Raw genomic sequence first — 11,921 nt, forward strand, 5'->3', positions numbered from 1 at the left:
CGCCGCCCCGCCGCCCCGCCGCAACCCGGCCCCGGCCGCCGGGGCGGGGCCTTCGGGTCAGACCGAGGCGTGGCGGGTCAGGAAGGCGCCCACGCGGGGGCTGCGCTGGTGGGGGACCAGGGTGCGGGCCGTCTCCGACAGCATCGAGCGGATCCGCGTCGACTGGACCTCGGTGAGCAGGTCCATGACCCGGCCGCCGGCCCAGGCCGCCTCGTCGGGGGCGCCCGCGCGAGCCAGGTTGTCCGCGAGCTCGGCGGTGTAGAGGGCCACGTTCCGGGCGAAGTGCGGATCCTGGAGGTCCGCCGCGCGACGGGCGTGCCGGGCGGCACGGGCATGCTCCCCGAGGGCCGCCCAGCACCGCGACTCCAGCGATTCCAGCTCGGCCTCGCCGAAGAAGGACATCCACTCCGGGTCGGCGGTCGCCGGGCCCCGGGAGAACTCCGTGTGCGCGCGGTTCAGCGCCTCCTCGCAGGCCTTGCGGTCACCGAGCCCGGCCCAGCCGCCGGCCTCCCGCAGGGCCAGCAGGGACAGCAGCCGCGGGGAACCGAGGGAGCGGGCGGCGCGGCGGCCCGCCTGGGCCGCCCGTACCGACTCGCGCGGGCGCCCGCAGTCCCGGGCCAGGAACGCCATGTTGCTGAAGGCGTGCGCCTCCAGGCCCGCGTTCCCCGAGACCCGGGCCGTGGCCAGTGCCTCCGCGTAGTGGGAGCGGGCGTCGTCGAAACGGCCGGAGTCGTGGGCCAGCCAGCCCACGGAGATGGCCAGTTCGCCCGCGCCCGCGTGCAACCGGTCCTCGGTGGACTGCCGCGACGTGCCCGCGTCGAGCAACGCGTAGGCGGTGCGCAGGGGTTCGGCCGCCCTGCGGTACAGGGCGTCGGCCCCGTGCCGGTCGTCCAGCAGCCGGATCCGGCGTACGGCGTCCTCGACGGCGGCGGCCTCGGCCTCGCCGGCTCGGGAGGGCGCCCGGCGGGTGTCGCCGGGCAGGGTGAGGCCGAGCGTCGCGGCCGCCACGGTCGCGGAGCCGCCCGCCATGAACGCGCGACGCAGCACGTCGCTCTCCTTGGGTGGGGTGGGGTGGCGCTGCGCGGAGCGGCCCCGGACCGCCTCGCGCGGGGAGAATCCCAGGTCGGCCAGGGTCCGGCCGGGGAACATGTGGCTGAAGACCCGCTCGTAGGCGTAATTGGGACAGCGGATCTCGCCGGACTCGACCCGGCCGATGTAGCGGGCGTCGCAGGAAACCGTTTCTCCGATCTCCTTCGCCGCCCGGCGCACCAGGGCGGCGAACTCGGCCGGGGAGTGCTGGCCGCGCAGCCGCCGGAACGTCTGGTTGGGTGAGTGGGGGAACGCCGCCATGGACGTGGCCTCTCTGGCAAGGGACGCACCGCCGGTCCTGTGACGACCTGGGTCCGGCGCGCATGAACGTACCGCCAGAGCAGGCCTCTTGAGGCGGTGTTTGCCTACAAAACGGATATCTCACCCACGATCCGCCATGAAGTGCCATCCTTTGCAGCGTCTTGGCGCCGCACCCGTTGACGTTTCCGTGCGTTGGACGGGTGGGGGCGGGAGGCGACTCCCGCCCTGTCCGTACGTGGATGAAGGAGGTCCCGATGGCGGAGGGCGGCATGGAGAGCACTGGAACGAACACCGCGCCCGCACCGGGCGCGCCCCCTGTCCCGCTCGTCTCGATCCTCCCGGTGGTGGCCGCCGACGCACCGGACCTGGTGACCGTGCCCGCCCGGCAGGGGCTGGAGGCCGTGGACATCATCCGCCGCGCCGCGAGCCCGGCCGGCGGGGTCGGCCCGGTCCTGCACGACGGCTCCGGCGGCACCCTCGGCTTCCTCGTCCCGCCCGGCACCGCCGACGGCTGGGACCTGCCGGGCAGTGCGTGTACGCAGACCAACGGGCGCGGCATGCGCTTCGGGGACGTCTCGCCCTCCGCGGGCGCCACCGGCTGGCTGCTCCCGCCCGAGGCCGTCGGGCCGGTCACCGACCCGGAGGTGCTGCGCGCCGCGCTCGGCGAGGCGGCCCGCCTGATCGAGGCCGCGGACAACTGCCGCTGACGGCGGCGGGCTCCTGACCGGTGACAATGGGGTGGTGGCAGGCAAGGGAAAAGGCAAGCAGCAGCAACGGCGGGGGGCCGCCGAGGCGGTCGTCGGAGAGGTGGACGGCGGCCGGGCCGAACTGCTCCCGGACCGTGAGCGTGCCGACGCCTGGACCCTGCTGATCGACGGGGCGCCGCAGTCGCACGTGGACCTGGCCGATCCGCGCCACCTGGACTTCGCCTACCAGCGGCGGATCGGGCACCTGATCGACCTCGTCGCGCCCGCCCGGCAGCCGCTGAACGTGGTGCACCTGGGCGGTGGCGCCTTCACCCTCGCCCGCTACACGGCGGCCACCCGCCCCCGCTCCACCCAGCAGGTGGTGGAGATCGACGCCGCCCTGGTGGCCTTCGTACGGGAACACCTGCCGCTGGACCAGCAGGCGCGGGTCCGGGTCCGGGCGGTGGACGCGCGCGCGGGGCTCGCCAAGGTGCCGGACGGCTGGGCGGACCTGGTGATCGCCGACGTGTTCAGCGGGGCGCGCACCCCCGCGCACCTGACCAGCGCCGAGTTCCTGGACGACGTACGCCGCGCCCTCGCGCCCGGCGGGTGGTACGTGGCCAACCTCGCGGACGGCCCGCCGCTGGCGCACCTGCGCGGCCAGATCGCCACGGCCGCCTCCCGCTTCGCCCACCTGGCGCTGGCCGCCGACCCGGTGGTGTGGCGGGGGAAACGCTTCGGCAACGCCGTGCTGCTGGCCGCGGACCGGGAGCTTCCGGTGGCCGAGTTCACCCGCCGGGTGGCGAGCGACCCGCACCCCGGCCGGGTCGAGCACGGCCGGGCCCTCGCGGACTTCACGGGCGGCGCGGCAGCGGTCGCGGACGCCTCCGCAGTGGCCTCGCCCGAGCCTCCGCCGTCGGTGTTCCGCTAGTGCTGTGACCGGAAAGGTCCACCGGGTCGCGCCGCCCGGCACGGCACCTCGCTGCGTTGTCGGACCGCGCAAGTACGTCCAGTACGAGCCGCGGGCCTCCGCCTTGCGATGCACCGCACCGGACAACGCGACCCGGCAAACCTTCCCGGCCACAGCACTAGGCACCGCAGATCCGGCTCAGGGGTCGACGATCTCCACCGTCGGCGGATGGTCGTGCCAGGTGCAGAACACCGACACCTCGCGGTTGTCGAGGGTGAACGTGACCCGGATCCAGAAGTCCTGCTTCCACACCTGCATCCGCCAGCCCGCCGCCGGGGTCGCCGAGACCAGCTCGGCCGAGGAGGTCCCGAGGTCGAAGACGACCCGGCCGCCCGAGACCGTGTAGCCCTTGACCCGGTCCGGATCCCCCGCCGGCGGCTGCCCGGCCGGGCGCGTGGCCGGTGCCGCCGCCCTCGGCGCGGACTTGGCGGGAGAGGGGTCCGCCGACGGGGACGCCGATGAGGACGGGGCCGGGCTCTCGGACGGCGAGGCGGAGGGGGACGGCGCGTCCGGCGGGGACGGGCGCTGCGTGGAGGAGGACAGCGGCTGCGTGGCCAGCGGCACCGCCAGCGGGGGATCGTAGGCGGTTCCGGACATGACCGTGTGCACGCCCCACCAGGACAGCGTCACCGCCGCCCCGGTCGCCAGCGTCCAGGCGAAAACATGTACAAGTCCTCGGTGCATCAGCGCACATACTGCACCACGCGTCCCAGGGGCCGGCCGACACCCCGCCCGGTCCCCCGAATGGACTACGGTGCGGGCCATGGCAAGTGTGCTCGTGGTCGAGGACGACCAGTTCGTACGATCCGCTCTGATCCGGCACCTCACCGACGCCTCGCACGCCGTGCGCAGCGTCGGCACGGCCCTGGAGGCCCTGCGCGAGGTCGCACACCACCGGTTCGACGTGGTCATCCTGGACCTCGGGCTGCCCGACCTGGACGGGTCGGAGGCGCTGAAGATGCTGCGCGGCATCACCGACGTGCCCGTGATCATCGCCACCGCCCGCGACGACGAGGCCGAGATCGTCCGGCTGCTCAACGACGGCGCGGACGACTACCTGACCAAGCCGTTCTCCGTGGAGCACCTGTCCGCCCGGATGGCCGCCGTCCTGCGCCGGGCCCGCTCCGCCGCCGGGGCCGAGCAGCCCTCGCGGGTGCTGCGCGTGGGCGGGCTGGCCATCGACCCGCTGCGGCGGCAGGCCGAGCTGGACGGGGCCGTACTTGACCTGACGCGGCGGGAGTTCGACCTGCTGGCCTTCCTCGCCGGGCGGCCCGGGGTGGTCGTCGCGCGGCGCGAGCTGCTGGCCGAGGTGTGGCAGCAGTCGTACGGCGACGACCAGACCATCGACGTGCACCTGTCCTGGCTGCGCCGCAAGCTCGGGGAGACCGCCGCCAGCCCGCGCTACCTGCACACGCTGCGGGGGGTCGGGGTCAAGCTGGAGCCGCCCCGGTGAGGAGAGCGCAGTGAGATGGGCCCTGGTCAAGGTGTGCCTCGCGGTCACCGCCATGGTGGTCGTGGCCTTCGCCGTACCGCTCGGGCTGGTCGTCCAGGAAATGGCCAGCGACCGGGCCTTCTCCAACGCCGAGCGGCAGGCCGCCACCATCGGGCCGACCCTGTCCATCACCACCGACCCCGTGCAGCTGCGCAAGGCCGTGGAGTCCACGCAGATGGGCGCGGCCCAGCGGATGGCCGTGCACGTGCCCCCGATGGACGGCAAGGTGGCGGTGGAGATCGGTGCGGGCTGGGCCGGGCCGCACGCCGTGGAGCAGACCCGGCGGATCGGGCGGGCCATGACGGTCTCGGTCGCGGGCGGCGGTTCGGCGCTGCTCCAGCCGACCGCCCTCGGCTCCGGCGACATCGCGGTGGTGGAGATCTTCGTACCGGAGAGCGAGGTCAGCAACGGCGTCGCGACCGCCTGGGTGATCCTCGCGGGCGTCGGCCTGGCCCTGATCGTGGGCTCGGTGGCGGTCGCCGACCGGCTCGGGGCCCGGCTGGTGCGGCCGGCCGAGCGGCTCGCGGACGCCGCCCACCAGCTGGGCGACGGCCGGCTCGGGGCGCGGGTGCCGGAGGCCGGGCCGAAGGAACTGCGCTCGGCGGCCGTCGCGTTCAACGCGATGGCGGACCAGGTGGTCGAACTCCTGGCCAACGAGCGGGAGCTGGCCGCCGACCTCTCGCACCGGCTGCGGACGCCACTGACGGTGCTGCGGCTCAACGCGGCCTCCCTCGGGGAGGGACCGGCCGCCGACCAGACGCGGGCGGCGGTGGAGCAGCTGGAACGGGAGGTCGACACGATCATCCGTACGGCCCGGGAACAGCGCCCCGCCTCCCAGGGCGTCACCGGCGTCGGCTGCGACGCCTCGGAGGTGATCCGCGACCGCATGGCGTTCTGGTCGGCGCTCGCGGAGGACGAGGGCCGCGAGGTCCGGCTCGCCGGGGTGGACCGCACCGTACGGATCCCCGTGGCCCGGCCGGAACTGGCCGCCGCCCTCGACGCCCTGCTCGGCAACGTCTTCCGGCACACCCCCGAGGGCACCCGCTTCGCGGTGGACGTCCACGACGCGGGCGACGCGGTCATCGTGCTCGTCTCGGACGGGGGACCGGGCATCGCCGACCCGGACGCGGCCCTGCGCCGGGGCAACGACGGCGCCCGCGACGGCTCGACGGGCCTCGGCCTCGACATCGTGCGCCGGGTCGCGGAATCGACCGGCGGCGACGTGCGGATCGGCCGTTCGGTGCTCGGCGGCACGGAGGTCAGGCTGTGGATCGCCCTGGACGACCGGGCCCGGGGCGGGGCGGGAGCCGCCCGGAGCCGGCGGGGTCCCCGACGCCGGCGGCGCAGCGGCTGACCGGGCAACCGACGTAACCCATGCGGGTCGGGGGCGCGCCTCGACGGGTGCGTGGCCGTGCGTCGGTACGGTCCGCGCCATGGACACCCTCATCTTCGGCGGGCTCCTCGCCACACTGATCGCCCTGTACCGGGAGTCGTCCCGGACCGTCGTGCTCGCCGCCTGGTGGATCCTGCTCTTCGTCGTGCTCCTGCTGACGGCACACCACCTCACCGGCAGCCTCGCCCTGACCCTGAGCTACTGACCATGGCCGTGATGCACAGCATCGTTCCGGAGACCCCGCTGGAGGGCGGCCTCCTGGGGCGGGTCCAGTTCTGGTTCGCCTGCTTCTTCACCATCGGCTGGACGGGCGTCGTCTGCGGCGGGCTCTTCTACCAGTTCGGCCTGTGGGAGTACCCCTGCCCGCTCTGCCTCGTGCAGCGGATGTTCATGCTGCTGGCGGCGACGGGCGCCGCGTACATCGTGCGGACGGCGCTCTCCGACGGGGCGGTGACGGGCCGCGACTACATGACGGGCTGGGGCCTGGCCCTGGTCGCGCTGATCGCGGGCTCCTTCGCCTCGTGGCGGCAGACCATGCTGCACGTCCTGCCCGGGGCCAAGGGGTACGGCAGCGAGGTGCTCGGACTCCACCTGTACGTGTGGGCGTGGATCCTCTTCCAGGTGTCGGTGGTGGCGATCGGCGTGGTGCTCGCCTTCGCCCACACGACGGCGGACCGGGCCATTCCGGCGACGGGGCCGGGGTGGTACCGGACCGTGGGCCTGTTCGCCCTGTGGTTCCTGGGACTGGTGATCGCCGTGAACCTGGTGGCCGTCTTCCTGGAGGAAGGGCTGCACTGGTTCCTTCCGGACGATCCCGGCCGTTACGAGTTCTTCCACGACATCGGCATCCTCGACTAGGCATACCGTACGGGGTGGTTGGTTGTGGTCGGTCCTTCCCCTCGATCCGAATGGAATGGTCATGCGCTACGCAGTCCTCGGCACCGGCATCGTCGGCCGTACGGTGGCCGCCCGCCTCGTCTCCCTGGGCCACGAGGTGGTCATCGGCACCCGGGACCCCGGGGCCACCCGCGCCCGTGCCGACTTCGCCGACTGGCAGCGGGCCAACCCGCAGGCCGGCCTCGCCGCCTTCCCGGAGGCCGCCCGGCGGGGCGACACGCTTGTCAACGCGACGGCCGGGCAGGTGAGCATCGCGGCCCTGACGGAGGCGGACGCCGCGCACCTGGACGGCAAGATCCTCATCGATATCGCGAACCCGCTGGACTTCTCGCACGGCTTCCCTCCCACCCTGGACCCGGTGGACAAGGACAGCCTGGGTGAGCTGATCCAGCGCACCTTCCCCGGCCTGCGGGTGGTCAAGACGCTGAACACCATGAACTGCCAGGTCATGGTCGACCCGGCCCGGGTGGCGGGCGAGCACCACGTGTTCCTGTCGGGCGAGGACGCCGAGGCCAAGAAGGACGTACGGGAGCTGCTGCACTCCTTCGGCTGGCCGGAGGCGGCCGTCCTCGACCTGGGCGGGATCGAGACGGCCCGCGGCACCGAGATGCTGCTGCCGATCTGGCTCCGCCTGATGGGCCCCCTCGGGCACACGGACTTCAACTTCCACATCCAGGGCGCGACGCGCTAGGAGCGCCCTGCCCGGACGGGGGCGCAAATGTTGCTGCGCCCCCGTCCCGCCCCGAGGGTGGGCGTGACGGAAGGAGCCGCGCATGAAGGTCATGCTCAGGGCACACATGGACACGGCCGCCAGCAACGAAGGCATCACGACCGGGGCCCTGCCCAAGGCGATGAAGAGGCTGCTGGACAAGGTCAAGCCGGAAGCGGCCTACTTCGGACTCCACGAGGGTGTGCGCTCCTGCTGGATCGTCTTCGACCTGCAGGACAGCTCACAGGTGCCGTCGCTGACCTGGGAACTGCTGCAGCAGTTCAACGCCGAGGTCGAGGTCGGTCCGGTGATGAACGCCGAGGAACTGGCGAAGGGACTGGCGGCGATCAAGTCGTCGTAGCAGCCGTAGCAGCCGTCGTAGGCCTCGGAGTCACCGCGGTCGCCCGCGTCGCCGCCCACGCCGGCACGGCGGAGGCGGCGGCCGCCGCGCACACCCCCGCGGAGGCCGCCCGGTAGGGCCACGGCGGGGGGTACGTCATACCGTCACAGCCAGCCGCGCTGGGCCGCCTTGAGGCCGGCCTCGAAGCGGCTGGTGGCGTGCAGGCGTTCCATCAGCCCGGCCATCTGGCGGCGGACGGTGCGCAGCGAGACGCCGAGGCGCTTGCCCGCCACCTCGTCCGTCAGCCCGGACGCCAGCAGCTTGAGCAGCTCCCGCTCGCCGGCGCTGATCCCGTCCTCCGCCGGCTGCTTGAGGTCCGCGCCGAGCGGTACGGCGGTCTCCCAGGTCTGCTCGAAGAGAGTGATCAGCGAGGCGACGATGCCCGGCGCCGTGGTGCACAGCGCGCCGAGCCGGGAGTTGGCCGGGTCGATCGGGACGACGGCGGTCGTACGGTCGAAGACCAGCAGCCGCGGCGGGAGCACAGGGCTGGTGCGCACCTGGCCGCCGCGTTCGGTGGTCCACTGGGCATAGCCGAGGGTGGCCGGGTCGTTGCGGACGCTGTCCTGGTAGACGGCCCGCAACTCGACGCCCCGGGCCAGGGCCTGCTCGTCCAGCGGGCGCGAGGCGTCCAGGCTGGCCTGGGACTGCGCGCCGCCCGGGATGATCGCGAGGCATTCCGCGGCCAGGTCACGGGTCAGGAGCTCCAGCCGCGACTGGATGGCGTCCATCCCCACCAGCCGCTCCGTGCCGTCGGTCTCCGTGTTCGGCCGCAGGCCGGCGTACTCGGCGATGGCCCGGGCCGCCGCCGCCTTGCCGGCGGCGAGTTCCTGCTGGCGCCGCGCCAGCTCCTCCTCCTGACGGCGCAGGATCAGTTCCAGGCCGACCTCGGGGCTGACGGCGCGCAGTCCGCCGGAGCTCTCCCGGGAGGGGGTCAGGAGGTCCAGGTCGACGAGCCGGTCCAACGCGTCCCTTACCCGGCCCTCCGGGAGGCCGACACGCGCGCCCAGTTCGGCCAGTCCGCCGGACGGATCCGCCAGCATCCCCCGGTACACGGACTCCACGTCCCCATCGAGCCCCAGTGCTTCCAGCATGCTCAGCCCCCCAGCTGTTCGGTACAGACGGGCTGGTCAGACCGCCCGTAGATGATCTTAAACGGCCCCCTGCGGCAACCCGGTCGCAGGCACCAAGCTGCCATGCAGCCTGGTGACAGGCCGAGCACCTTCCCGAGGTCCGGACCGGCCAGCAAGATATTGATCACCGGGACGGCGGGGCAGGAAAGCCCCCCCAAGGCCAGGGCCGAAAGGCCGTGCCGGAGCAGCGCGCACCACCCGCACCACACCACTCCATGCTCGGGGGAACACCATGTCTCGCACCACGCACCTCGTCGCTGCCGCCGGCCTCACCGCTCTGCTCTCCGTCGGCGCCGCCGCCGTCGTCGCTCCGTCCGCCGGCTCCGGCGTGATCGGCTGGGACTCGTACCACGCGGTCGCCGCCGGCGCCCCCGTCATCGGCTGGGACTCGGCCGCCGCCGACAAGCGCGTCATCGGCTGGGACTGAACGCGGATGCGGGTCATCCAGGCCTCGTTGCACCGCACGCTTCCCGGACCGGCCCCCCAGGGCGCCGCTCCCCTCATCCACGACCTGCTCTGGGCGCACGCCACGCTCGCCGACGGCCTGGAGCACATCAGGCCCCGCCCCACCAAGCACGGTCTGGACCTCTACCTCTTCGTCCGCGCCCACTGCGACGCGTCGGCCATGGAGCAGATGCGCACGCTGCTCACCCGGGCCGACACCCCCATCGCCGCGCACGGTTTCACCGTCGCCGCCCCCTGAACTTCCGGCGCGCGCCACGCGCCGCCGGGTCATGCCCCGCGTCGACGCCTCGACGCAGCACTGAAGTACGCACCACGCACTCCCACCACCGCACGCCACTGCGAGGGCACCGCTGTGCCCGATTCCAGGAGACCTCCATGTCCAGCACCAACAACCCGCTCCGTCTGAAGAACGGCCTCGCCGCCCTCGTCGCCGCCGCCGCGATCTCCGGTCTCGGCATGGCGCCCGCACACGCCGCTTCGGAGCTGGACCAGATGGCCGCCCTGGCCAAGAGCCAGAACGGCAACGGGCCGTGCGCCAACGGCGGTTACGACGACAACATCAACCAGAACAACAGCTGCGACGGCTACGGCGGCCAGTCGCACGCCTGGTGCGCCGACTTCGTGGGCTGGGTCTGGTCCCACTACAACGTCACGGGCATGAGCACCCTCACGGACGGCGCCGCCAGCTTCTACGAGTACGGGGTGAAGTACGGCACCAAGTCGAGCACCCCGCACGTCGGTGACGCCGTCGTCTACGGGTACTCCAACGGCTACGCCCAGCACGTCGCCATGGTCACCGCGGTCAACGGCGACGTGGTGACCGTCACCGGCGGCAACCAGGGCCACAGCACCAACCCCGAGGGCATCGTCAGCACCTACTCGACCACCTCGTACCGGGTGGGCCAGGCGCCCTGGGGCCAGACCATCAGCGCCTACATCTCGCCGAAGCTCCAGGCCGCCACCCCGCCGAAGGTCAGCCTGAGCGGGCTCGGCGCCACCGCCTCCGGCGTGGCGAACCTGTCCGCGTCGACCACGGCCGGCACGTACCCGGTCGCCTCCGTCCAGTACTACGTGGACGGCAAGCCGGTCGGCCCCAAGCTGACGAAGGCTCCGTACGGCTACGCCTTCGACAGCAGCCGGGTCCCGGACGGCAAGCACATCGTGTCCGTCGAGGCGACCGACACCAACGGCAACACCGGTACCTCCCGTACCCAGGTCATCACCTCGAACGGCGAGGCCACCTCCACCTTCCAGGCGGACTTCAACGGTGACGGCAAGGCCGACGTCGGCGTGCTGTACGACTACGGCCAGGAGGACGGCGGCGGCTTCCGCACCGGCCTGTGGACCTACACCAGCAACGGCACGGGCTTCAACGCGCCGGTGAAGGTGTGGGACAACGTGAGCGCCGGGGTCGGTTCGTGGAACTGGGACCGCTCGAAGGTGACGACGGGTGACTTCAACGGGGACGGCAAGTCGGACATCGGCGTGCTGTACAACAACGGCCAGGACGCGGACGGCACCAACCACACCGCGCTGTGGACGTTCACCAGCACCGGCAGCGGCTTCGCGAACCCGGTCCGGAAGTGGGAGAGCACCGGCTCCTGGAACTGGAACCGTTCCAAGCTGACCTCGGGTGACTTCGACGGCGACGGCAAGACCGACGTGGGCGTGCTCTACAACAACGGCCAGCAGGCCGACGGCACGAACATCACCGCGCTGTGGACCTTCACCAGCACGGGCTCCGGTTTCAACGCGCCGGTCAAGAAGTGGGACAACGACGACCGGACCACCGGCTCCTGGAACTGGGACCGCTCCAAGGTGGTGGCCGGGGACTTCACCGGTGACGGCAAGGCCGACGTCGGCGTGCTGTACGACAACGGCCAGCAGAGCGACGGCAAGAACATCACCGCGCTGTGGACCTTCACCAGCACCGGTGCCGGCTTCAACGGCCCGGTCAAGAAGTGGGACAACGACGACACCACCACCGGCTCGTGGAACTGGGACCGCTCCAAGGTCACGGTCGGCGACTACAACGGTGACGGCAAGGCCGACGTCGGCGTCCTCTACGACAACGGTCAGACCGAGGACTCCCGCAACGTGTCCGCGCTGTGGACCTTCACCAGCACGGGCTCCGGCTTCAACGGCCCGGCAAAGAAGTGGGACTCCGGCAGCGACAGCTGGAACTCCAAGAGCAGCAAGATCACCTCGGGTGACTTCAACGGCGACGGCAAGACCGACGTCGGTGTGCTCTACGGCTACGGCCAGCAGGACGACGGCACCAACCGGACCGGCCTGTGGAAGTTCACCAGCACCGGTGCCGGCTTCAACAACCCGGCGATGAGCTGGGACAGCGCCACCACCTTCGGCAGCTGGAACTGGGACGCCAGCAAGCTCGCCTGACAGGTCGACCGCCCCTCGTACCGGGGCGG

General features: G+C 72.5%; 14 protein-coding genes. 11 read left to right on the plus strand and 3 right to left on the minus strand.

The window, feature by feature from the left end; translation table 11 throughout:
- Positions 1 to 57: 57 nt before the first annotated feature.
- Positions 58 to 1,350 carry an NsdA family TPR-like regulatory protein gene (locus AC0666_RS04185; protein WP_468968214.1) on the minus strand — a complete coding sequence of 431 codons (1,293 nt, stop codon included), beginning with the start codon at positions 1,348 to 1,350 and terminating at the stop codon, positions 58 to 60.
- 269 nt (positions 1,351 to 1,619) lie between these two features.
- Between AC0666_RS04185 and AC0666_RS04190 the strand changes: the two genes are divergently transcribed.
- Both AC0666_RS04190 and AC0666_RS04195 read left to right on the plus strand, forming a co-directional pair.
- A complete protein-coding gene (locus AC0666_RS04190; RefSeq protein ID WP_468968212.1) occupies positions 1,620 to 2,057 on the plus strand; it encodes a hypothetical protein in 438 nt (145 codons plus the stop codon).
- Between the two features lie 34 nt (positions 2,058 to 2,091).
- Positions 2,092 to 2,967, plus strand: coding sequence for a spermidine synthase (locus AC0666_RS04195; protein ID WP_468968209.1), 876 nt, complete (start codon positions 2,092 to 2,094; stop codon positions 2,965 to 2,967).
- Between the two features lie 177 nt (positions 2,968 to 3,144).
- On the opposite strand, the gene AC0666_RS04200 is transcribed toward AC0666_RS04195, so the two are convergent.
- A complete protein-coding gene (locus AC0666_RS04200; protein WP_468968207.1) occupies positions 3,145 to 3,690 on the minus strand; it encodes a hypothetical protein in 546 nt (181 codons plus the stop codon).
- A 79-nt stretch (positions 3,691 to 3,769) separates the two neighbouring features.
- Between AC0666_RS04200 and AC0666_RS04205 the strand changes: the two genes are divergently transcribed.
- The 6 genes from AC0666_RS04205 (at position 3,770) to AC0666_RS04230 (ending at position 7,858) form a co-directional block, all read left to right on the plus strand.
- Positions 3,770 to 4,459, plus strand: a complete 690-nt coding sequence (locus AC0666_RS04205) for a response regulator transcription factor (protein WP_468968204.1) — start codon at positions 3,770 to 3,772, stop codon at positions 4,457 to 4,459.
- Positions 4,460 to 4,469: 10 nt separating this feature from the next.
- Positions 4,470 to 5,852: a sensor histidine kinase gene (locus tag AC0666_RS04210; RefSeq protein WP_361723039.1), complete on the plus strand. Its 1,383-nt coding sequence runs from the start codon at positions 4,470 to 4,472 to the stop codon at positions 5,850 to 5,852.
- Positions 5,853 to 5,931: 79 nt separating this feature from the next.
- Positions 5,932 to 6,096: a DUF5993 family protein gene (locus tag AC0666_RS04215; protein ID WP_468582846.1), complete on the plus strand. Its 165-nt coding sequence runs from the start codon at positions 5,932 to 5,934 to the stop codon at positions 6,094 to 6,096.
- Between the two features lie 11 nt (positions 6,097 to 6,107).
- Complete coding sequence (locus AC0666_RS04220) at positions 6,108 to 6,749, plus strand: disulfide bond formation protein B (protein WP_468968200.1); 642 nt, start codon at positions 6,108 to 6,110, stop codon at positions 6,747 to 6,749.
- Between the two features lie 61 nt (positions 6,750 to 6,810).
- Positions 6,811 to 7,479: an NADPH-dependent F420 reductase gene (locus AC0666_RS04225; RefSeq protein WP_468968198.1), complete on the plus strand. Its 669-nt coding sequence runs from the start codon at positions 6,811 to 6,813 to the stop codon at positions 7,477 to 7,479.
- Positions 7,480 to 7,561: 82 nt separating this feature from the next.
- Positions 7,562 to 7,858 (plus strand): hypothetical protein, encoded by a 297-nt coding sequence (locus tag AC0666_RS04230; RefSeq protein ID WP_478707056.1) that lies wholly within the window; start codon positions 7,562 to 7,564, stop codon positions 7,856 to 7,858.
- A 143-nt stretch (positions 7,859 to 8,001) separates the two neighbouring features.
- Here the strand turns inward: AC0666_RS04230 and AC0666_RS04235 are convergent, their stop codons facing one another.
- The gene (locus tag AC0666_RS04235; RefSeq protein WP_361723054.1) at positions 8,002 to 8,988 is read right to left on the minus strand and encodes a helix-turn-helix transcriptional regulator; all 987 of its coding nucleotides are present in this window, start codon (positions 8,986 to 8,988) and stop codon (positions 8,002 to 8,004) included.
- Between the two features lie 271 nt (positions 8,989 to 9,259).
- Between AC0666_RS04235 and AC0666_RS04240 the strand changes: the two genes are divergently transcribed.
- The 3 genes from AC0666_RS04240 (at position 9,260) to AC0666_RS04250 (ending at position 11,892) form a co-directional block, all read left to right on the plus strand.
- Positions 9,260 to 9,454, plus strand: coding sequence for a hypothetical protein (locus AC0666_RS04240; RefSeq protein WP_478707057.1), 195 nt, complete (start codon positions 9,260 to 9,262; stop codon positions 9,452 to 9,454).
- Positions 9,455 to 9,460: 6 nt separating this feature from the next.
- Complete coding sequence (locus tag AC0666_RS04245; RefSeq protein WP_478707058.1) at positions 9,461 to 9,730, plus strand: hypothetical protein; 270 nt, start codon at positions 9,461 to 9,463, stop codon at positions 9,728 to 9,730.
- Between the two features lie 137 nt (positions 9,731 to 9,867).
- A complete protein-coding gene (locus AC0666_RS04250) occupies positions 9,868 to 11,892 on the plus strand; it encodes a CHAP domain-containing protein (protein ID WP_478707059.1) in 2,025 nt (674 codons plus the stop codon).
- The last annotated feature ends 29 nt before the right edge of the window (positions 11,893 to 11,921 follow it).

Source organism: Streptomyces sp. NPDC043680, assembly GCF_056436685.1.